The sequence below is a fragment of the Kitasatospora hibisci genome (assembly GCF_043950205.1).
Lineage (GTDB): Bacteria > Actinomycetota > Actinomycetes > Streptomycetales > Streptomycetaceae > Kitasatospora > Kitasatospora hibisci.
The window spans coordinates 1,224,017-1,245,584 of the sequence record NZ_CP171642.1 but is presented as its reverse complement, the minus strand read 5'-3'; the positions used below and the strand labels follow the sequence as shown (position 1 = coordinate 1,245,584).

Below are 21,568 nucleotides of genomic sequence, written 5' to 3'. Positions count from 1 at the left end.
GCCGAGGAGGAGGTGGGGTGGCAGGGAGCCGGGCGCCCCGGGGCCTCAGAGCCCGGCGGGCCCGTAGAGCACGTCGACGGTCAGCTGACCGTCGAACCCGCGGGCGACCGCCGTGTTGGCGACCACCGTGATCAGGGCGTTGGAGTTCTTCGCGGTGAAGACGCAGGCCCGGTCGCCGGGGGCGAACCCGTGCGGCGCGTAGCCGCTGGTGAATCGGTCGGTCACGGCCAGGCAGGCGTCCCGGGTGGCGGGCGCGTCGCTCGGGAGGAAGGCCGCCGCGTCCTTGTAGCCGGCGATCTCGCTGCCGTCGTCGGCCTTGCCGTACCAGCCGAAGGTCTCGTTGGGGCCTTCCCACTTCGGCACGGCCGGGCTGCTCTGGTTGCCGAGGTCGACGGCTGTCCCCTGGGGGATGACGGTCCGGTAGCCGCCGGTCCATCCGGTGGAGCGCCCGGGCGGCGTCCCGCCGGCGACGGTCGGAGGCTCGGCGGCCGAGGCCGTGGACGTGGCCGCCTGGCTCCGGCCGTCCTGTCGGGGATCGCCGGAGGTCGGTGCCGCGACGGCGACGAGCACCGCCAGGCACACGGACGTCACGACCAGCGTGACGACGCCGCGCCGGGAGAGCCGCCGGCCCGCCAAGGGCGCGGGCGGTGCGGCCACGTTGACCGTCGCCGTCTCGCTCTGCACGGTCACGCCGTTCGTGGTGCTGTCGCGAATGGTGCTGCGAACGCTGCTCCGGGCTTCCCCGGCCGTACCGGAACCACCGGTCGGGCCGGAGCGCGCCGCCTTGCCGTCCTCGTCCCCGTTCAAGTGCCGACCCCCACGATCTCCCCGCGGATGTTCGATCCGGCCCGGGAGGAGTCCTGCCCGGCCCGGCCCGTCCCCCAACCGGTCCGTCGGACACGAACATGATCCCGGGCCCCGCCCCGCAGCTGGTTCGGTCCGTGCCCGGCCTGCTCCGGTCCCGGCGTCCAGGGTCCCCGAGGGGGAACGGGACTGACGGACTGTCCGGGTGCCCGTTCGGTCCCGTGATCTTCTAGAGTCGCCAGCGGTAGGACCGTAGGACGACCGCACCGGCCGCCCGGCCGGGCACGACTGCATCAGGCACGACCGCACCGCGTCACACCACGGAGAGGCAGTACCCATGAGCGAGCAGCAGGCGCCCGAGCCGTTCGAGCCCGTCGACGAGGACTGGCAGACCGCGTTGGCCGTCGTCGCCCACCCGGACGACATGGAGTACGGCGGGGCCGCCGCCGTCGCCCGCTGGACGGCGCAGGGCAAGAAGGTGGTCTACGTGATGGTCACCAGCGGCGAGGCCGGGATCGACTCGCTGAGCCCGGAGGAGTGCGGCCCGCTGCGCGAGGCCGAGCAGATCGCCTCCGCCGCCGTCGTCGGCGTCGACACGGTCGAGTTCCTCGGCCACCCGGACGGCGTACTCGAATACGGCCTGCCGTTGCGCCGCGACATCGCCCGGGCCGTCCGCCGCCACCGCCCGGACATCGTCATCACCAGCAACTTCCGCGAGACCTACGGTGGCGTCTTCCTCAACCAGGCCGACCACATCGCCGTCGGCCGGGCCACCCTCGACGGCGTACGGGACGCGGGCAACCGGTGGGTGTTCCGCGAGCTCACGGCCGAGGGGCTGGAGCCCTGGAACGGCGTGCGGCAGGTTTGGGCGGTCGCCTCGCCGGAGTCACGGCACGCCGTGGACACCACCGACCACTTCGACCGGGGCGTCGCCTCGCTGGCCGAGCACAAGGCGTACCTGGCCGGACTCGGCGGCGCGATGGCCGAACCACGGGAGTTCCTGGAGGGTTTCGGCCGCTCGGCGGGCACCCGGCTCGGCACCCGCTTCGCCGTCCCGTTCGAGGTGTTCCCGCTCCGGTAGCGGGACGGCAGGCGGCCGGGGGCGGCGTCCGGGAGCCACGGGGACGGGTCGGCCGGCGCCGCTACCGCGGGTCCTCCGGGGCCCGCGGCCCCTGCTCCGGTGCCTCAGGCGGCTCAGGTGGTTCCGCCGGCTCCCGGGTGCCGGACGGCTCCGGCGGGTCCGGCCGCCCCTGCTCCGGCCCGTTGCGCTCCGGCCCGTTGCGCTGCCGGCCGCCGCGCCGGCGGCGCAGCACGGCCCGGACGACGAGCACCGCGCAGACCGCGAGCAGGCCGAACAGCAGCCAGAGCTGGTAGCGGACCACCGTCCGGTAGATGGTGCCGATGTTCGTGCCGGCCAGGTAGCCGAAGGCCGACCAGACCCCGACCCAGAGCGCCGCGCCGAGCACGTTGAACGGCTGGAACCGTCGCCACGGCATCTCGGTGGTCCCGGCGATGATCCCGTTGGTCTGCCGCAGCCCGTCCACGAAGCGGGCCACCGTGACCACCTTCCCGCCGTGCCGGGCGAAGAACCCGTCGGCGCGCTCCATCCGGGCCGGTGTGAGCGCCACGTAGCGGCCCCAGCGGTGGACGAAGGCGCGGCCTCCGGTGCTGCCGATCAGGTAGCCGAGGCTGTTGCCGACGACCGCGGCCGCGAGGGCGATCGCCACCAGGGCGGCCAGACTGAGGTGCCCGGCGCCGGCGTAGACGGCGGCGAGCACCAGGATGGTCTGGCCGGGGGCGGGGATGCCGCAGTTGTCCAGCAGGACGAAGAGTGCCACCGCCGGATAGCCGTACCGGTCGAGCAGCGGCGCGAGCCCGGCGAGTGCGCCGGGCAGTTCGGGGACGGACGCGGACACGTCGTTCACCACCCCGCGCCGGGGCGGCGCGGGGTGGTGGTGGCCTGGGTCAGTGGAGCGCCTCGCGGCGTTCGATGTTGCAGTCGGGCCCGGGGTAGATCAGGCCCACGTGGCCGTCCTCGAAGCGGACCATGTACGGCGGCTCGCCCTCCTGGCCGCGCACCTCGATGATCTCGCCCTTCTGGTCGACCATGCCTACCGACCTGCTGTGGATGTGGAGCTGGTCACCTACCGCTGCCTGCATGGTCTGCTCCTCGGGTAGCTGTGGCCGCGCGGGCGGCCGTTCTGCTTCCACTGTGCTGCGGCGGAGGCGGCCTCGCAACGCCGTGGTGGGCCGGGACGCGGCCGTGTCGGGTGCCGGGTGCGGCCGGTTCGTGCCGCCCGTTCCCGGGCGGGTGCGCGGTGTGTCCGGTCCGCCGCGGGGTGTGTCGGCGGACCGCCCCCGGTCCCGCTTCCGGGGGCCGGGGCCGTCAGTGCTGGCCGAACTGCGCGGCGAGGTAGCAGCGGATCAGCTGCTTGCACTCGGCGATCAGGGCCGGGTCGCCCTCCGGGTCGCTGCGGAACGCGAGCTTGAGGACGGCGTCCGCCGCCTCCAGGGCCACCCGCAGTCCGAGTGTGAGCGCGGCGGGGTCGGCCGCTGTGAACAGCTCGGCGCCGAGTGCCTGCAGGCGCAGCGCGACGGCCGTGTTGTTGTCGAGCTCGGCGTCGAGCAGGTGCTGGTCGTCCCGTACCCCGGCGGGGACGGGCGCGTCGGCCAGTCCGAAGTCCACCTGGCCGAAGCCGGGCACCGTCCGCTTCATGACGACGAACTCCTCGACCGCCAGATCGGTGAACCCGGCCGGGCCGGCCGGGGACTCCGCCAGCAGGCGCTGCTCGACGCGCCCGAGGTAGAGGTCGAGGTTGCGGCCGGCCAGCGCGGCCAGCAGGTCCTCCTTGCCGGCGAAGAACTGGTAGAGCGTGCCGATCGGCACGTGTGCGCGGTGCGCGACCTCCTTGGTGGTGAGCGCGCCGGCGCCGACCTCGTCGAGCAGCCCGGCGCAGGCGTCGAGGATCCGGCCGTAGCGCTCCTGGCTGCGCTGCTGCACCGGGCGCCGGCGGCCCGGACCGGTCCGCTCGGGGGCCTGGTGACTCCTCGTGTCCGCGCTCATGGGGCCACTGTGCCGCATCGGGCGTTCCCCCGGCCAATCCCGGCCCCCGCCGCCGTGCCGCGCCGAGCCCCGCCGGTGGAGGCGGCCCGGGCCCCGGGCCGCGGCCCGGGGCGGCCGCGAGCGGTCCGGGCTTCGGGGCGCCACCCGGCGCCGGGGCGGCCCGGGTCGGGTGAGGCTCTGCACCAGGGAGCCGGGGTACGTGCCCATCTGGCCGGCGGACACGGCCCTGTGCCGCCTCGCGCCGTTCGCCGCAAGAGTGGACTCCGGATCCCGCGACTTGTCCGTGAACAGTCGTCAGGAGTGGTAGCGTCCTGCCCTGCCATGACCGCGGCACTCCTCCCCGGTGACCGTTCGGTTCCTGGCGTCCGTGCTCAGCACCTTCCCCCTTCCAGACCGCACGGGGCCCGGCCCCGTTCGCCACCACCGCTGCGACCGCCCCGGGTTCACCGCCCAGGTCGTCCACTGCCTCGGGCTCGCCCACCTCCGTCCGTCGGTACGCCGAGTCGACGCGATGCCCGGGACCGGGCAGCGGGGTGAACGGTCGCCGCCGCCTGCCTGACCCACCGGGATGACGAATGAAGAAGCTCGTGCACCGCGCACTCGCGGCAGGGGCAGCCCTGTCCGCGTGCGTCGCGATGACTGCGGGAGCCGGCACCGCCTCCGCCGCACCTGCCACACCCGCCGCCGCGACCGCGGCCGCTGCGCCGGTGCCGCTCACCGGCCCGCAGCTCGCCGCCTCCTGGACCGCCCCGCTCAGCACCCGCGGACGGTACATCGTCGACGCCGCGGGCAACCGGTTCAAGCTGAAGGCCGGCAACTGGGCTGGTGCCCAGGGAACTTGGCAGGGCAGCGGCTCCACCACCGACCCGGCCAACAACCAGGCCGGCCAGGTCTCGTACAACCTGCCACTCGGCCTGGACCGGGCGCCGATCGCCGACATCCTGACCGGCTTCCACCGCCTCGGCATCAACAGCGTCCGGCTGCCCTTCGCCAACGCGATGATCCACGACACCATGCCGGTGCCGGACGTCGCCGTGACCGCCAACCCGCAGCTGAGGGGGAAGACCCCGCTGCAGGTGTACGACGCCGTGGTGGCGGCGCTGACCGCCGACGGCTTCGCGGTGATCCTCAACAACCACACCACCAGCTACCGCTTCTGCTGTGGTCTGGACGGCAACGAGCGCTGGAACAGCGGCCAGTCCACCCAGGCCTGGGAGGACGACTGGGTGTTCCTGGTGAGCCGGTACAAGGAGAACAAGCGGGTGGTCGGCGCCGACCTGCGCAACGAGGTCCGCCGCGACACCTGGGACGACCCGAACTGGGGCATGGGCGACAGCCACGACGAGTTCGCGGCCTTCGAGGAGGCGGGCAACCGCATCCTCCGGGCCGACCCCGACATGCTGGTCGTCATGGAGGGGATCAACTGGTACGGCATCCCCGCCGCGATCTTCAGTCACGGTCGGCCCAACCTCACGCCGGTCCGCACCCTCTCCAACACCCTGATCGACTCGGGCAAGCTGGTCTACGCGGCGCACTTCTACGGCTACACCGGTCCGGCCAACACCGGCGCGGGCAGCGGCCCGGGTGCCACCGACGACCCGCGCTACCAGGACTTCACCCCCGAGCAGCTGGCGCAGGTCGTCGACGACGAGGCCCTGTTCGTGACGCAGTCCGGCCAGCACTTCACCGCGCCGGTGTGGATCAGCGAGTTCGGCGCCGGCGGTCGCGGCGACACGGACGCCAAGGGGCAGGCCTGGTTCGACCACTTCACCGCGATCCTGGCGGCGAACGACACCGACTTCGCCATCTGGCCGCTGGTCGGCTGGCAGAACGCCGGCGTCCCGAACGACAGCTGGGCGCTGCTGCACTTCGACACCGCCGGCCGGGCGCTCAGCCTGGAGGACCCGGGCGACTGGCGCGCCCCGTACTGGAACCGGCTGCTCGGGGCCCCCTCCTACACGGGTCAGGTCGCGCCGGGCCCGCGCTGGAACATGCTCGACCTGGACCACACCGACTTCAACGTCTCCCGGCGGATGCTCGCCCGGCCCGACTGGAGCCCCGGCAACCGCAAGGGCAACTGCCCGGACGGCCAGCGCCTGGTCGGCCTCGGCCGCGGCGACAGCCGGGGCCTGTGCACCGACGCGGGCCGGCCCGCGACCGGCGCCGGCGACTGGGCGACCGTCACCGACGAGCGGTACGTCACCCACGGGGACTGGGCCGCCGGCTACAACAAGCTCCAGTGCCCGGACAACACGTACGCGGTCGGCTACAGCGTCCGCTCCAACGCGATGTCCGCCCTGCTCTGCGCCCCGGCGGCGGCCGCGCTGCCGCTGTCCGGGCGGAACGTCTGGTTCGACCACGGTGACGACCGGCCCGCGACCGGCGGTTCCACGGCCAGCGACTGGGCGCCGGGTCACTACAAGGGCCAGTGCACGGACGACGAGTACGTCGCCGGTGTCGCCTTCACCTGGAAGTGGCTCCACTACGGCGTCCCGGACGCGCTGCTCTGCCGCCCGGTGAAGTGATCCGGTCGATCGGCGGGAGCATCACCCGACGGTGCCCCCGCCGGCGGTCCGACCGCCGGCGGGGGCGACGTCGTCCGGGCGCCGCCCCGGGGCGGCGCCTGCCACGCCCGCTCGACTCGCTTGTACGGACAACTTCAGGCGTTCGCCTGACGTACAGCCGGCCGCCACGAGCGGTCCTCCGGCCGGTACTCCGCCCGCGCTGTCCTTGGGTCGCCGTCCTCCCCCCGACACGCAGAGGTCACTTACATGGCTGAGCTGAGCCGCCGGCGATTCTTCCAACTGACCGGCGCGACAGTCGCGTTCTCGGCACTGTCGCAGAGCATCGCGCGCGCCGCCTCCATCGCCCCGCAGGGCACCACCGGCACCATCCAGGACGTCGACCACATCGTCGTGCTGATGCAGGAGAACCGTTCGTTCGACCACTACTTCGGGGCGATGAAGGGGATCCGGGGCTTCGGCGACCCGCGCCCGGTGACCCTGCCCAGCGGAAAGCCGGTCTGGTACCAGACGGACGGCTCGAAGAAGGCGGTGCTGCCGTTCCGCCCCCAGGTGAGCGACCTGGGCATGCAGTTCGTCCAGGACCTGAACCACGACTGGGCCGGCGGCCACAAGGCCTTCAACAACGGCAGGTACGACCAGTGGATCCCGGCCAAGACGGCCACCACGATGGCGTACCTGACCCGCCAGGACATCCCGTTCCACTACGCGCTCGCCGACGCCTTCACCATCTGCGACGCGTACCACTGCTCGTTCATCGGCTCCACCGACCCGAACCGCTACTACATGTGGACCGGCTGCACCGGGAACGACGGCGTCGGCGGCGGCCCGGTGCTGGGCAACCAGGAGGCCGGCTACGGCTGGACGACCTACCCGGAGCGGCTGGAGAAGGCCGGGGTCTCCTGGAAGATCTACCAGGACATCGGCGACGGCCTCGACGCGGCCGGCGGCTGGGGCTGGATCAACGACGCGTACCGCGGCAACTACGGCGACAACTCGCTGCTGTACTTCAACAACTACCGCAACGCCAAGCCCGGCGACCCGCTCTACCAGAAGGCCCGCACCGGCACCAACGCCAAGGCCGGCGAGGGCCTGTTCGACGGCCTCCGGCGGGACGTGCAGGCCGGCACGCTGCCGCAGATCTCCTGGATCGCCGCCCCCGAGGCCTTCACCGAGCACCCCAACTGGCCCGCCAACTACGGTGCCTGGTACATCTCCCAGGTGCTGGACGCGCTGACCTCCAACCCCGACGTGTGGGCCCGCACCGCGCTGTTCATCACCTACGACGAGAACGACGGCTTCTTCGACCACGTCGTGCCGCCCTTCCCGCCGTCCTCCGCCGCGCAGGGCCTCTCGACCGTGTCGACCACGGCGGACCAGCACCCGGGCAGCGCCGGCTACGCGGCCGGCCCCTACGGCCTCGGCCAGCGGGTGCCGATGCTCGTCGTCTCACCGTGGAGCACCGGTGGCTACACCTGCTCCGAGACCTTCGACCACACCTCGATCATCCGCTTCATGGAGCGCCGCTTCGGTGTCCAGGAACCCAACATCTCGCCCTGGCGGCGCGCGATCTGCGGTGACCTGACCGCGGCCTTCGACTTCACCAGCTCGAACCCGGCGCCGGCGGCGCTGCCCTCGACGGCCGGCTACCTCCCGCCGGACCGCAACCGCCACCCGGACTACGTGCCGACCCCGCCCGCCACCGGCACCATGCCCAAGCAGGAGCGGGGGAGCAGGCCCACCCGCCCCCTGAAGTACGCGCCGTACGTCGACGGCGCGGCGGACACCGGCGCCGGCAGATTCGGCCTGACCTTCAGCGGCGGGGCCGCGGCCGGCGCCCAGTTCCTGGTGACCTCGCCGATCCGCACCGACGGCCCGTGGACGTACACCGCCGAGGCCGGCAAGTCGATCGCGGACGTCTGGAACACCAAGTACTCCAAGGGCCTCACCGACCTGACCGTGCACGGTCCGAACGGCTTCCTGCGGCGCTTCCGCAACCCCGGCAAGACCGCCGGTCCCGAGGTCACCGCGCGCCACGACGCGACCACCGGCAACCTCGACCTGACGTGCACCAACGCGGGCAGCGCCGACGCCGTCCTGACCGTCACCAACGCCTACGGGGGTGCGCCGACGACGGTCACCGTTCGCCGGGGTGCGACGGTCGTCCTCACCGTCGACCTGACCGCCGGACACCGCTGGTACGACGTGACCGTCACCTCCAGCACCTCGACGGACTTCGTCCGCCGCCTGGCCGGGCACGTCGAGACCGGCTCCTCGGGCGTCTCCGACCCCGGAATCCTCACCGACTGATCCGTCGCCCGCCGATCCGTCGGCGAGGGCCGCGGTCCGCGCTGCTCCGGGTGCCGCAGGGTGCCCGGGGCGGTCGCGCAGGGTGCCCGGGGCGGTCGCGCGGGGCGACCGTGGCCGGGTGGCCGGGCCCGCGGCTCAGCCGGCGGGCCGCTCCGGGTGCCACTCGGCCAGCACGATCGTCGCGTCGTCGCGCAACCGGTGGTCCTGGTGGGCCGTCAGGCTGTGGATGAGCCGGCGCAGCGCCTCCGGGGCCGGGTCGCCGCCGGCCATGTGCTGGACGACGGTGTCGACGAGGCGCTCCTCACCGTAGAGTTCGCCGCTCGCCGAGCGCGCCTCGGTCACCCCGTCGGTGTAGACGAGCAGCCGGTCGCCGGGCTGTAGCCCCGTGTGGTGGGTGACCGGTGCGGTGTCGCTGTGGAAACCCAGGCCGAGGGGCAGCTGGGCCCGGCGGGACAGCGCCTCGGGCAGCACCCGGCGTGCCCTGACCAGCAGGGGCGGCGGGTGGCCGCAGTTCACCCAGGCGAGTCTTCCGGTCGTGGTGTCCAGATCGGCGAGGACGGCGGTCAGCAGGCGGCCGGGGATCCACTCGACGAGGGTGCGGTCGATGGTGCGGGCGACCTCGGCGAGGCTCCCGCCGGCCCTGCGGGTCGAACGGCACGCGGCCAGGGCGACGGCGCTGGTCCCGCCGGCGGCGAGATCGTGCCCCATGGCGTCGAACACCGACAGGTGCAGGACGTTGCCGATCATGCTGTGGTCGAAGGCGTCCCCGCCCACGTCGTAGGCGGGCTCCAGCACCGCACTGGACGTGGCGCTCCGGGTGCCGATGGTGCGCGGGGGCAGGAAGCCCCAGAGGAGTTCTGCCTGCAGGCTCATCGCCGTGCGCCGCGTGGTCCGGGCGATGACGTCGCCGTGCGCGGCCCGGGAGACCACCAGCAGGGCGATCAGGCCGGCCAGGGCCTCGCAGTCGGCCAGCGCCCGTTCGCCGAGCGTCGGTGCCTCCACCCGCAGGGTGCCGATCCGCTCCACGCCGTCGATCAGCGGCAGCCAGCCCACCGCCGGCGGGCCGGCCGACACCTGGGTGCGCTGCAGCCGGTAGGCCCGCCCGCCGAGCGATCCCTCGATCGCGACGGCCGAGTGGCGGACCTCCGACGCCGGGTCCGGCAGCGGGACGAGCCGGTGCTGTTGCAGGTCGGCCAGGAACACCCAGGCCTCGGACAGTCCCAGCCCCCGGGCCGCCTCCCGCACCAGGTCGGGCACCTCCCACGGCCAGCCCACCCGGGCCCGCGCCATCGCGCGGGTGAGGACGCGCCCGAGGCGTCCGTCGTCGGCAGCCACGACCTCACCTCCCGCAGCGGCTTCGGAGGTCGCCGAGCGGGTTCGACCCGTTCCGGCCGAACGGCTCCTCGCCCCGCGGTCGCCGGTCACCGGTATCCCGGCCACACTCCTGCCGTGTCCCACGGTCGTCACCGCCCTCCGCCGGCCGTCACCGCCTTCCGCCACCGGTCACCGTCTCTCGCGGTGCGCCGGATCGCTGCCCCCGCGGCCGGCGGCGGGGGCCTGCCCAGCGGCTGCCCGGGGCCGCCGCACCGAAACCCGGGGCCGGCCGCCGTCCTCGCCCCGGAGGAACCGGGGCACACGTTCAGCCGTCCCGCCCCACGAGACCCGGGGGCGCCCGTGTCGAGCACCGGCTGTCCGTGCCCGCCCGTCGCCGGTCCCGGCGGTGTGCCCCCGGCCCTTCGACGACCCGGCACTGAAGGGGTACGACTACGGGGAGGGCTCCGACCGTGCGGGCGGTGCGGCCGCCGGTGGTGCTGCGGAGCCGTGCCGGGCACCGCTCCGCGTCCAGGGTCGCCACTCGGACGTCATGCCGGCCACGGCCCCTTCCCGCGTGGTCCGCGGAGAGGGGCGGAGGGGGCTCGTGGACCGGTCGGAGGGTCCCCCGCCTGAGGGGCTCGCCCGGTCCGGGCTCAGGAGGCCGGGAGGCCCGCGCCCCGCTCGCGCACCGGCGGAGCCTGCGTGGCGATGAGGGCGGCCTGGACCCGGCGTTCGACGCCGAGCTTGGCGAGCAGTCGGGAGATGTGGTTCTTGACGGTCTTCTCGGCCAGGTAGAGGCGCTGGCCGATCTGGCGGTTGGTCAGGCCCTCGCCGATCAGTGCGAGGATCTCCCGCTCGCGGTCGGTGAGCTGGGGGAGAGCGCTGGGCTGCGGGGTGGCGTCGCCGCGCAGCCGGGTCATGAGGCGGGTGGCGGCGCCGGGGTCGAGCATGGACTGTCCGGAGGCGACGGTCCGCACGGCGGTGACGAGGTCGGTGCCGCTGATCTGCTTGAGGACGTAGCCGGAGGCGCCGGCCATGATGGCGTCGAGCAGGGCCTCCTCGTCGTCGAAGGAGGTGAGGAAGAGGCAGGCGAGTTCGGGCATCCGGGAGCGCAGTTCGCGGCAGACGGTGACACCGTCGCCGTCGGGCAGGCGCATGTCGAGGACGGCGACGTCGGGGCGCAGCGCGGGGACGCGGGCGAGTGCCTGCTCGACGGTGGCGGCCTCGCCGACCACGGTGAGGTCGGGTTCCGAGTCGAGCAGGTCGTGCACGCCGCGCCGGACGACCTCGTGGTCGTCGAGGAGGAACACCTTGACCGGGCCGTTCGTGTTGTCCGCCATCACCGCTCCGCTCCCCGGCCCGCCGTGCCGAGCCGCCGGGACCACAGCTTAGCCCCGTGCCCAGGGTCACCCCGCCGGTCCTCGAAGGCCGATCCCTCCGGGAGCCGGGGCAGACGGTCAGCCGGCCCGCCTGCCCGGAGTGGCGCGGCCGCTCCAGACGGGTTCGTACCGCGCCCAGGAGGACTGCCAGGAGTCGCAGGCGCGCCGGTCCAGAACGGCCAGCCGGGTGGTGAGGCCTCCGGCGACGAGCACCGTCAGACCGCAGAAGGTGAACAGCCCGATGAGCAGCGCGTCGACGGCGGTGTCGGTCGCCGACGGAGGCGCGGCGACCGGCCGGCCGCGGTCGTCGATCCACGTGCTCACGGTCGAGCCGGGGGCCGTACGGCGCGGGACGGCGATGCTGCCGGTCTGGCGCTGGTCGGCCGGCCAGGACCAGTAGGCATCGGCCGCGTACATCGTCCGGCCGGCGACGGTCAGGTCGACGCCCCGCGGAGGTGCGAGTGTCACCGCATCGACCCGGTGGAGTCGGGAGGCGGCCGCGAGAGCCTGCGGCCGGGACGCCGCGTACTCGGCCGCGGTGGCCCCGGCGCCGACCAGGGCCGCCAGCACCATGCCGAGGAGGGCCGTCAGCACGGCCTGGCTGCGGTGGCGGTCGGCGGGCCGGCCCAGCGGGTTGCCGTCGCGGCCGAGAGCGCGACGGAGGTGGCCGCGCAGCGTGCCGCGAGCAGGGACGGACCGGGCGGGGCGACGGGCGTCGGTCATGTGGGTTCTCCTCTGTCTTCCGGCACGGAATCGGGTCTGCAGCGGCGGGCGTCGGTCGGGCCGCGACGGGTGGTGGGGCGTGGTGGCGTCGGCGCCGGAGCGCGGGTGCGGCGTCGCCGGTCGGCCCGGCCGGCTCCGCAGGTCCGCACCGGTCACGACGGCGCACCGTCATGTGCGGCCGCCCGCCAGTCTCCGGCTCCGGCGAAGCGTCGCCCCAGGGACCGAAGGGGCTCGTACGGGGGCCGATGGTCCCGATGATCCGCAGTCAGCCGGGCGTTTCCCGGTGACCGGGGCGTCGGTCCGGTGGGAACGGAGCGTCACGGGAGGCAGGACGGAGACCTGAGGGGCCGGTCGGCCCGGGACCGGGTGGGACCGATGGGGACGGCATCCGGGACGGCCGGGCCCGAGGGGAGGGACTGTCGGCCCCTGGGGCGCGGCACGGCCGTGAACCGAGGATCTTCAGCGACGGGCGGTGAGGAACAGACCGTCCCACGGGATCCACTTCACATCGGCAAAGGAGCCGCTTCATGTCAGCGCTCGAACGCGGGAGACGAGCAGAGACCCCGGACGGCACGCGGGCCCGGCCGGAGCGGTCGTTCGGGCTGCCCGCCGCGACCGCGCTGGTCGTCGGCAGCATCATCGGGACCGGGGTGTTCGCCCTGCCCTCGGCCCTGGCGCCGTACGGGCCGATCGCCCTGGTCGCGTTCGTGCTGGTGACACTCGGTGCGCTGGCGCTCGCCGCCACGTTCGGGCGGCTGACCGAGCGGTCCCCGGGCAGCGGCGGCCCGTACGTCTACGCCCGCGAGGCGTTCGGCGAGTTCGCCGGCTTCCTGACCGCGTGGTCGTACTGGATCACCGCCTGGGCGGGGAACGCGGCCATCGCAGTGGCCTGGGTGGGCTACGTGGAGGTGTTCGTCAACAAGGGGCACCACACCTGGGCGTCCATCGTGATCGCCCTGGCCGGGCTCTGGCTGCCCGCCGCCGTCAACCTCGCGGGCGTGCGCAGCATCGGTGCCTTCCAGGTGGTCACCACCGTGCTGAAGTTCCTTCCGCTGGCGTTCATGGCGACGGCCGGCCTGCTGTTCGTGAAGTCCGGCAACTTCGGCGCCTTCAACGCGAGCGGCGGCTCGGCGCTCGGCGCGGTCTCGGCGGCGGGGGCGATCGCCCTGTTCAGCTACATCGGGCTGGAGACCGCCTCGGTGGCCGCCGGGCGGGTACGGGAGCCGAAGCGTAACGTGCCGCGCGCCACCGTGTACGGCACGCTGGCCTGCGCCGGGATCTACCTGCTCGGCACCCTGGCCGTCTTCGGGACCGTCCCGCACGGCCAACTCGGTTCCTCCACCGCGCCGTTCACCGACGCCGTGAACAACATCGCGGGCGGCACCTGGGCGGGCGACCTGGTCGCCCTGGCGGCGATCGTCTCCGGCCTCGGCGCACTCAACGGCTGGACCCTCATCTGCGCCGAGATGCCGATGGCCGCCGCCAGGGACGGACTCTTCCCGGCGGCGTTCACCAGGGTCCGCGGACGCGGTGAGGTGCCTGCCTTCGGCATCGTGTCGGCGACCGTCCTCGCCTCGGTCCTCACCGTCGTCAGCTACACCGGCTTCACCCGGGTCTTCACCGAGATCGTGCTGCTGAGCGTGCTCACCGCGGTCATCCCGTACCTGGTCTCCGCCGCCGCCCAGCTGTTCTGGCTGGTGCGCAGCGGCCGGGAGGAGCTGGACCGCCGGCGCTTCGTCCGGGACACCGTCGTCGCGGTCCTGGCCCTGGCCTTCTCCTACTGGTCGATCCAGGGCAGCGGCTACCAGACCGTCTACTACGGCCTGTTCACCATTCTGCTCGGCATCCCCGTCTACATCTGGCTCAAGCGCCCCCAGGGCGAGCGCGCCGCCACCGGGCGGATCGCGCAGGACGCCTCCCCGGCCGGCGCGCCGGCCGTCCCCCCGCAGCTTCCGCTCGCCGCCCGGGCGGCCCGCCCGGTCGGCCTGCCGGCCATCCTGCGCCGCGCCCTGACTGTGCGTCACCTTCACTGAGCCCCCCTCTGCACCGAGAACGAGGAGCGAACCCTCCATGTCCACCCTGCGTGTCGATTCCGAGGCCGGCCGCCTGCACCAGGTGATCCTGCACCGACCGGGCCTGGAACTGTCCCGGCTGACCCCGCGCAACGTCGACGAGCTGCTGTTCGACGACATCCTGTGGGCCAAGCGCGCCCGCGAGGAGCACGACGCCTTCGCCCAGGTGCTACGCGACCACGGGGTGCGCGTCCACCACTACGCCGACCTGCTCGCCGAGACCCTCGACATCCCCTCCGCCCGCGCCTGGCTGCTCGACCGGGTCGTCACCCCGGCCGCGGTCGGACCGGCCCTGGTGGACGCGGTCCGGGAGCTGTGCGGGGAACCGGACGGCGAGACCCTGGCCGGCCACCTGATCGGCGGCGTCCTCAAGGACGACCTGCCGTTGCGCAACCCGCACAGCCTGGCCTGGCACACCCTCGGCGACCAGGACTTCGCCCTGCCGCCGCTGCCCAACCACCTCTTCCCGCGGGACAACTCCTGCTGGATCGGCAGCCGTTACAGCCTCAATCCGATGGCCCGCCCGGCCCGCCGCCGGGAGACCCTGCACACCGCGGCGATCTACCGGTTCCACCCGCTGTTCGCCGAGACCCCGCCCCCGCTGCTCGACGGCACCGGCCCGGTTGCGGGCCTGAGCCTCGAAGGCGGCGACGTCCACGTCCTCGCCCCGGGGGTGGTCATGGTCGGCATGGGGGAGCGCACCACCCCGCAGGCCGTCGAGGCCCTCGCCCAGCAGCTGTTCGCCACCGGCACCGCCCATCGGCTGGTCGCGGTGCGACTGCCCGAGAGCCGCGCCTTCATGCACCTGGACACCGTCCTGACGATGATCGACCGGGACGCCTTCGCCGTCTACCCGGGCCTGGCCGACGGGCTGCGCTCGTGGACCCTCACCCCCGCCCCCGAACGGCCCGCCGGCTTCGACGTCGTCCCCGACCCCGACCTCGCCGCCTCGCTCGCCGAGGCCCTCGGCCTGGACAAGGTCCGTTTCCTCTCCGCCGAGCAGGACGCCCGCGCCGCCGAGCGCGAGCAGTGGGACGACGGGAGCAACTTCCTCGCCCTCGAACCCGGCGTCGTCGTCGGCTACGAGCGCAACACCACCACCAACACCTACCTGCGCAAGCAGGGCGTCGAGATCGTCACCATCGCCGGATCCGAGCTCGGCCGCGGCCGCGGCGGCCCGCGCTGCATGAGCTGCCCCATCCAGCGCGACCCCGCCAACTGACCGCCCCGGAGAGGAAACCCGCCATGACCGTCGACCTGCGCGGCCGCCACTACCTGCGTGAACTGGACTTCACCGCCGCCGAGATCCGCCACCTGCTCGCCCTCGCCGCCGAACTCAAGGCCGCCAGGCGGGCCGGGACCGAGACGCCCCGCCTCACCGGCCGCAGGATCGCCCTGATCTTCGAGAAGGCCTCCACCCGCACCCGCTGCGCCTTCGAGGTCGCCGCCGCCGACCAGGGCGCCACGACCACCTACCTGGGCCCGGACGGCTCGCACATCGGCCACAAGGAGAGCATCGCCGACACCGCCCGCGTCCTCGGCCGGATGTACGACGCCGTCGAGTACCGCGGTTTCGAGCAGGACGCCGTGACCGAACTCGCCGAGGGCGCCGGCGTCCCCGTGTACAACGGCCTCACCGACCAGTGGCACCCGACCCAGAGCCTGTGCGACGTCTTCACCATGCGCGAGCACAGTGGCAAGCCCCTGGAGGAGATCTCCTTCTGCTACCTGGGCGACGCCCGCAACAACACCGCCAACTCGCTCCTGGTCATGGGGAGCCTGCTGGGCATGGACGTGCGGATAGCCGCCCCCGAGGCGCTGTGGCCCGCACCGGACCTGGTCGCGCAGTGCCGGCGGATCGGCGAGGACACGGGAGCCCGGATCACGCTGAGCGAGAAGCCGCAGGAGGCGGTCCGCGGCGCGGACTACCTCTACACCGACGTCTGGGTCTCGATGGGCGAGGACCACGGCAAGTGGAAGGAGCGCATCGACCTGCTGCTCCCGTACCAGGTCAACGCCGACCTGCTCGCCGCCACCGGCAACCCCGACACCGCCTTCCTGCACTGCCTGCCCGCCCTGCACGACCACGACACCGACCTCGGTGCCGAACTCGCCCGCGAGCACGGCCTCGACGGGCTGGAGGTCACCGACGACGTCTTCGAGTCCCCCGCCTCCCTCGTCTTCGAGCAGGCCGAGAACCGGATGCACACCATCAAGGCGGTCCTGGTCGCCACCCTCGGAAGGAACTGACCATGCGCATCGTCGCCGCACTCGGTGGCAACGCCCTGCTCCAGCGAGGCGAACGCCCCGACGCCGAGGTCCAGTTGCACCACGTCCACCAGGCCGCCCGCTCGCTCGCCGAACTCGTCGAGGCCGGCCACGAGTTGGTGATCACCCACGGCAACGGCCCACAGGTCGGCCTGCTCGCCGCCGAGAGCGAGGCGGACCCGGCACTGACCGTGCCCTATCCGCTGGACGTCCTCGGCGCCCAGACCCAGGGCATGATCGGCACCCTCCTCGTCCGCGAACTGGCGGGCCTGCTGCCGGGACGCGCCGTGGCAGCCGTCGTCACCCACACCGAGGTCGACCCCCACGACCAGGCCTTCCAGCAGCCGAGCAAGTTCATCGGCGGCCGACTCACCGAAGCGCAGGCCAGGTCGATGGAGGCCGAACGCGGCTGGACCACCGCCCGGGACGGCGGCCACCTGCGCCGCACCGTCCCCTCCCCGCGACCGGTGGCGATCAGCGAGGTACCGGCCGTCCGTTCCCTCCTGGCCACCGGGACGGTGGTGATCGCCGGCGGCGGCGGGGGAGTCCCGGTCGTCCGGAACACCGACACGGGGCTGCTGCACGGCGTCGAAGCCGTCGTCGACAAGGACCTCACCGCGGCCCTGCTCGCGGAACGGCTCGACGCCGACGCCCTGCTGATCCTCACCGACGTCACCCACGTGTTCACCGGCTTCGGCACCCTGCACCCCCGCCCGCTGCTCACCGCCACCCCCGCACAGCTGCGCGCACTCGACCTGCCCGAGGGCTCGATGCGGCCCAAGGCGGAAGCGGCCGCCGCCTTCACCGAACGCACCGGCCACCTCGCCGCGATCGGCCCGCTCGACAACGCCCTCGGCATCCTCCTGGGCACCACCGGAACCACCGTCCGCGCCCACGCGGACGGCCACGCCGACCACCACGACCTGCTGCTCCTCGGAAAGGAACTGTGATGAACCCCCTGCAGACCGGCCCCGCCGTCGACGTCCTGGTGGAGACCCGGGGCGAGGTCTCGCTCGCCGCTCCGGACTACGCGAGGGCCAAGATGGCCGCCGTGCTGGAGCGTCTGGACGAACCCGTCCTGGCCGCCCGGGTGAAGCTCACCCAGGAGGCGCACCACTCGATCGCCAAGCCGAGCCTCGCCCAGGGCCTGGTGGACCTCAACGGGCGCCCGGTGCGGGCCCACGTGGCGGCCGCGACCATGCAGGAAGCGGTCGACCTGCTCCAGGACCGGCTGACCGCGAGGCTCGCCAGGGTCCGCCGCCACCGGGACCACCACCGGCACCACGGCGGGGCTGAGGTGGATCCCGGCGCGTGGCACGCGGAGTCCGGCCAGGACCACCGCCCGCACCGCCGCGGCCTGGCACCGGAGGAGCGGCGGATCGTCCGCCACAAGGCCTACAGCCTGGCCCGCCGGAGCGTGTGGTCCGCGGTGTTCGAGCTGGAGGCCATGGACTACGACTTCCACCTGTTCACCGACGCCGTGACCGGTTGCGACAGCGTCGTCTACCGTGACGCGGCCACCGGCGGCCACCGGGTGGCGGCGGCCGGCCCGGCGCCGGAGCCGCTGCCGGGACTCTCGGTGAGCACCCGCGGAGTCCCGGAGCTCGGCGTCGCGGACGCCGTCTCGCGGCTCGACCTCGGCGGCCTCCCGTTCGTCTTCTTCACCGACGCGGCCACCGGGCGGGGCAACGTCCTCTACCACCGCTTCGACGCTCCCGACCGGACGGGTGAGACCGTCCCTGCCCGCCCCGCCCGCCCTGCCCGCCCCGCCCGGCCCGGCGGGCCCGGCGGGCCCGGGCTGCTTCGCGGCCCGGGTCCCGGTGACGGCCCGATGGCCGTCTGCGAGAATCAACCGGCTGGTAACCGGTGACGAGGAGGCTCGCGTGGGCGGGGACGAGGTACGGCCGCGCGTGCCGCAGCTGCGGCTGGACGAACTGCTGGAGGAACTGCAGGCACGGATCGACGCGGCCCGGGGCACCCGGGACCGGGTGCACAGTCTCCTGGAGGCCGTCCTGTCGGTCGGCCGGGAGCTGGACCTCACCCAGGTGCTGCGGCGGATCGTGGAGGCGGCCGCGGTGCTGGTGGACGCCCGGTACGCGGCACTGGGCGTCATCGGGCCGGACGGCGAGACGCTGTCGCAGTTCCTGACGGTCGGCCTGGAGGATGACGAGATCGCGCGGATCGGCCCCTACCCGACCGGTAGGGGGCTGCTGGGCGAGCTCATCCGTCACCCGGAGCCGCTGCGGCTGGACAGCCTGTCCGAGCACCCCGCCTCGTACGGCTGCCCGGCCCATCATCCGGTGATGAGGACCTTCCTGGGCGTCCCGGTACGCGTGCGCGGCGAGGTCTTCGGCAACCTCTACCTGACCGACAAGCGCGGAGGCGAGGAGTTCGACGCCGACGACGAGTCCGTCATCTCGACCCTCGCGGTCGCCGCCGGGGTGGCGATCGACAACGCCCGCCTCTACGAGGGGTCGCAGCGCCAGCACGGTTGGCTGCGTGCGAGCGCGGAGATCACCAGGGCGCTGCTGTCCGGAAGCCCCCGCTCGGAGGTGGTCGAGCTGATCGCGCAGCGGGCCCGCGAGATCACCGGCGCCGAGCTGGCGGACGTGTCGGTGCCGGTGCCCGGCACCGCGGCGCTGCGCGTGGAGCTGGCACTGGGCGGTGACGCGGCGGAACGGCTGGGGCTCGTGGTTCCGGCGGACGGCACGCTCTCGGGTGAGGCCGTCGCCAAGGCGGAACCGGTGACCACCGCGGACCTGGCCGGAGACCCGCGGCTGTCCGGCGGGCCGCGCCGCTTCGACGGCCTCGGCACCGCGGTGGCGGTTCCGCTGGGTCGGGCCGGCGGCCTGATCGAGGGGGTGCTGCTCCTGGCCCGCCGGGCCGGTGAGCCGCCCTTCACCGAGCGGGAGATCGGTCCGCTGCTGAGCTTCGCCGACCAGGCGGCCCTGGCCCTGGAGCTGGGGGAGCGGCGACGGGACGCCGAGCAACTGGCGATGCTGGAGGACCGCGACCGGATCGCCCGTGACCTGCACGACCTGGCCATCCAGCGGCTCTTCGCCACCGGGATGACCCTGCAGAGCGCCGCGCGCTTCATCGAGCACTCCGGGGCCTCGGACCGGGTGCTGCGGGCGGTGGGGGACCTCGACGAAACCATCAAGATCATCCGATCGACGATCTTCGGGTTGCGGGCCCGGGAGGACGCGGCCGGCCACGGACTGCGCGCCCGGGTGGTCCGCGTGGTCGGGGACGCGCAGCCGACGCTGGGGTTCGCACCTCGCTTGAGCATGGAGGGACTGCTCGACACGGACGTCCCGGCGGAGACCGCCGAGCACGTGGTGGCGGTGCTGGCCGAGGCGCTGAGCAACACGGCGCGCCACGCCGGGGCCCGCCGGGTCGAGGTCTCGCTGCGGGCGACCGGCACGCAGGTGGTGCTGGCCGTGCAGGACGACGGAGTGGGCATCCCCGAGCAGGGAAGGCGCAGCGGACTGCGGAACATGGTCGAGCGGGCGGAGGGCCTGGGCGGCGCGCTGGAGCTGTCGAGTCCGCCGGAGGGCGGGGCCCGGCTCGTCTGGTCGGCCCCGTTGGGGAACTGACCGCGAGACCCTGGTGACGGGTCGTCAGGGGGGTGGGGACGGCGCGGCGGGCAGGAGACGGCCGGTCACCCATTCGGAGTGGATGCGGACGGCGACCTGGTCGCCGTGCCGCGGTTCCGGGCTCTCCGGGTCCGCTTCGGCCCTGCCGAGTACCGTGACGCTCCAGCCACTGCCGTCGGCCCCGCTGACGGCGTCGGTCTGGAAGGCGACCAGGGCGTCCCTGACCGCCCGGAGGAACTCGGACCCGGCGGCGGCGCGCAGGAGCACGTTGTTGTGGCCGTCGAGCCGGAACCGGACCGGCAGGACAGCGGGAAGCGCGCCGACGGTGTACACGACGCGCCCGACCGACGACTTCGCCAGGAGCCGCAGGCAGTGCCACTCCTCAAGCGGCGCGGGATCAGGTGTCATGGCATCGATGGTCGCTTCGCACCGTCGGGCGCGGCAGAGGCCGTTGGTCCCGGCGGGACGGCCGGGAGGCCCGCTTCACGGGCCGCCGGGACAGGGGGAGCGGAAAACGTGAGCACAGGCCGCCGGAGGGGTAGTGGTGTCGTAGGGGCGGGTGCGTGACGCCCACTTCAGCGATCGACGTACCACCGTGGGGGTTCTCATGGGCGACTACGAGTTCTCGGGCAGGGTCGACGCCGCCGTCTCCCGGTTCGCGCAGGGACGGTCGCAGAGCCGGCCGGAGAAGGAGTACATCAAGGGACAGGCCGACCGTCTTGCCTTCGCGTTCGCCGTCATGGAGAGGATGGGGCTGGCTCCCATCGTGCTCGTCACCCGCGAGGGCGCCGAGACGCACGAGTTCCTGCCGACCGGCGCGGTGGGGCAGGAAACGGATCCGCTCGCCCGCGGCCGATCGATGGGCATGCCCTACGTCACACTGCTCGGCGGCCACTTGTCGGGCGGCGCGGACCCGCTGCCGACCCTGGAGGACGTGCGACACCGCCTCACCACGGCGGCGAAGGAACCCCTGCGGGCGCTGGAGCCGTACCAGTACACCGCGAGCACCGCCGAGTTCGCCGCGGCCAAGGCCCAGGGCCACTACCACGACCTGTTCCGGGATGTCCGGATCGTCGGCCGCAGCACCGGCAGCGTCCACGCGACGGAGAAGGGCTTCTTCGGGTCCAAGAGCGTGGTGAAGTCCGGCCGGTTGGTGCTCAATGTGGACCGGCCGGGCAAACCCGCCTACGAGATGCGCGAGTTCGTGCACTTCGACAACGGCAGCTTCTGGAGCGACCACGGGCCGGACGGCCCGCGACGGGTCGAGGTCGGGCGCACCAAGACGACCACCTACCGGTTGACGGTGCGGGGTGGTGAAAGCTGTGAGGTGGTGCCGGCCTTCGGCACCTTGCACCTCGTCGAACGTTGACGGGTGGACACGTTCCCGGTGGTGCCGTCCGCCCGGACGGTGCGCATCCGTGATCGAGGCGTCCGGGTCCGGTGACGTCCGGCGGGTCCTCCGGGTGAACGGCGCAGCGGCGGGGACCGGATCCCGCTCCCCGCCGCTGCACCGCCC

Annotated in this window: 18 protein-coding genes; 10 read left to right on the top strand and 8 right to left on the bottom strand. The window is 73.6% G+C overall.

Annotated features, from left to right (window positions below; genetic code table 11):
- Positions 1-45: 45 nt before the first annotated feature.
- Entirely contained in the window at positions 46-690 is a 645-nt protein-coding gene (locus tag ACF9IK_RS05360) for a hypothetical protein (RefSeq protein ID WP_395293081.1), read from the bottom strand.
- Positions 691-1,141: 451 nt separating this feature from the next.
- Here ACF9IK_RS05360 and ACF9IK_RS05355 point away from each other — a divergent pair, with 451 nt between their 5' ends.
- Positions 1,142-1,885: a PIG-L deacetylase family protein gene (locus tag ACF9IK_RS05355; RefSeq protein WP_395293080.1), complete on the top strand. Its 744-nt coding sequence runs from the start codon at positions 1,142-1,144 to the stop codon at positions 1,883-1,885.
- A 61-nt stretch (positions 1,886-1,946) separates the two neighbouring features.
- Here ACF9IK_RS05355 and ACF9IK_RS05350 read toward each other — a convergent pair whose 3' ends face one another.
- From ACF9IK_RS05350 to ACF9IK_RS05340, 3 genes are all read right to left on the bottom strand, one after another.
- Positions 1,947-2,720 carry a DedA family protein gene (locus ACF9IK_RS05350; protein ID WP_395293079.1) on the bottom strand — a complete coding sequence of 258 codons (774 nt, stop codon included), beginning with the start codon at positions 2,718-2,720 and terminating at the stop codon, positions 1,947-1,949.
- A 49-nt stretch (positions 2,721-2,769) separates the two neighbouring features.
- Positions 2,770-2,964: a DUF1918 domain-containing protein gene (locus ACF9IK_RS05345; protein WP_313766838.1), complete on the bottom strand. Its 195-nt coding sequence runs from the start codon at positions 2,962-2,964 to the stop codon at positions 2,770-2,772.
- Positions 2,965-3,190: 226 nt separating this feature from the next.
- Positions 3,191-3,868: a TetR family transcriptional regulator gene (locus ACF9IK_RS05340; RefSeq protein ID WP_395293078.1), complete on the bottom strand. Its 678-nt coding sequence runs from the start codon at positions 3,866-3,868 to the stop codon at positions 3,191-3,193.
- Positions 3,869-4,443: 575 nt separating this feature from the next.
- Between ACF9IK_RS05340 and ACF9IK_RS05335 the strand changes: the two genes are divergently transcribed.
- Positions 4,444-6,393, top strand: coding sequence for a glycoside hydrolase family 5 protein (locus ACF9IK_RS05335; protein ID WP_395293077.1), 1,950 nt, complete (start codon positions 4,444-4,446; stop codon positions 6,391-6,393).
- A 246-nt stretch (positions 6,394-6,639) separates the two neighbouring features.
- Positions 6,640-8,700 carry a phosphocholine-specific phospholipase C gene (locus ACF9IK_RS05330; protein ID WP_395293076.1) on the top strand — a complete coding sequence of 687 codons (2,061 nt, stop codon included), beginning with the start codon at positions 6,640-6,642 and terminating at the stop codon, positions 8,698-8,700.
- A gap of 135 nt (positions 8,701-8,835) precedes the next feature.
- On the opposite strand, the gene ACF9IK_RS05325 is transcribed toward ACF9IK_RS05330, so the two are convergent.
- The 3 genes from ACF9IK_RS05325 to ACF9IK_RS05315 form a co-directional block, all read right to left on the bottom strand.
- A complete protein-coding gene (locus tag ACF9IK_RS05325) occupies positions 8,836-10,035 on the bottom strand; it encodes a PP2C family protein-serine/threonine phosphatase (RefSeq protein ID WP_395293075.1) in 1,200 nt (399 codons plus the stop codon).
- A gap of 632 nt (positions 10,036-10,667) precedes the next feature.
- Positions 10,668-11,354: a response regulator gene (locus tag ACF9IK_RS05320; protein ID WP_395293074.1), complete on the bottom strand. Its 687-nt coding sequence runs from the start codon at positions 11,352-11,354 to the stop codon at positions 10,668-10,670.
- 117 nt (positions 11,355-11,471) lie between these two features.
- Positions 11,472-12,116: an Rv1733c family protein gene (locus tag ACF9IK_RS05315; RefSeq protein ID WP_395293073.1), complete on the bottom strand. Its 645-nt coding sequence runs from the start codon at positions 12,114-12,116 to the stop codon at positions 11,472-11,474.
- A gap of 527 nt (positions 12,117-12,643) precedes the next feature.
- Here ACF9IK_RS05315 and ACF9IK_RS05310 point away from each other — a divergent pair.
- From ACF9IK_RS05310 to ACF9IK_RS05285, 6 genes are read left to right on the top strand one after another with little or no spacing between them, the layout of a single operon-like run.
- The gene (locus tag ACF9IK_RS05310; protein ID WP_395293072.1) at positions 12,644-14,149 is read left to right on the top strand and encodes an amino acid permease; all 1,506 of its coding nucleotides are present in this window, start codon (positions 12,644-12,646) and stop codon (positions 14,147-14,149) included.
- A 37-nt stretch (positions 14,150-14,186) separates the two neighbouring features.
- Complete coding sequence (locus tag ACF9IK_RS05305; protein ID WP_395293071.1) at positions 14,187-15,410, top strand: arginine deiminase; 1,224 nt, start codon at positions 14,187-14,189, stop codon at positions 15,408-15,410.
- Between the two features lie 23 nt (positions 15,411-15,433).
- Complete coding sequence (gene argF, locus ACF9IK_RS05300; RefSeq protein ID WP_395293070.1) at positions 15,434-16,438, top strand: ornithine carbamoyltransferase; 1,005 nt, start codon at positions 15,434-15,436, stop codon at positions 16,436-16,438.
- A gap of 2 nt (positions 16,439-16,440) precedes the next feature.
- Entirely contained in the window at positions 16,441-17,406 is a 966-nt protein-coding gene (locus ACF9IK_RS05295) for a carbamate kinase (RefSeq protein ID WP_395293069.1), read from the top strand.
- Entirely contained in the window at positions 17,406-18,326 is a 921-nt protein-coding gene (locus tag ACF9IK_RS05290) for a sigma 54 modulation/S30EA ribosomal C-terminal domain-containing protein (RefSeq protein WP_395293068.1), read from the top strand. Before ACF9IK_RS05295 ends, ACF9IK_RS05290 begins: the two co-directional genes overlap by 1 nt.
- A 13-nt stretch (positions 18,327-18,339) precedes the next feature.
- Complete coding sequence (locus ACF9IK_RS05285; RefSeq protein ID WP_395293067.1) at positions 18,340-20,052, top strand: GAF domain-containing sensor histidine kinase; 1,713 nt, start codon at positions 18,340-18,342, stop codon at positions 20,050-20,052.
- A 24-nt stretch (positions 20,053-20,076) separates the two neighbouring features.
- Here the strand turns inward: ACF9IK_RS05285 and ACF9IK_RS05280 are convergent, their stop codons facing one another.
- Positions 20,077-20,460, bottom strand: a complete 384-nt coding sequence (locus tag ACF9IK_RS05280; protein WP_395293066.1) for a pyridoxamine 5'-phosphate oxidase family protein — start codon at positions 20,458-20,460, stop codon at positions 20,077-20,079.
- A 199-nt stretch (positions 20,461-20,659) separates the two neighbouring features.
- Between ACF9IK_RS05280 and ACF9IK_RS05275 the strand changes: the two genes are divergently transcribed.
- The gene (locus ACF9IK_RS05275) at positions 20,660-21,421 is read left to right on the top strand and encodes a hypothetical protein (RefSeq protein WP_395293065.1); all 762 of its coding nucleotides are present in this window, start codon (positions 20,660-20,662) and stop codon (positions 21,419-21,421) included.
- Positions 21,422-21,568 lie beyond the last annotated feature (147 nt).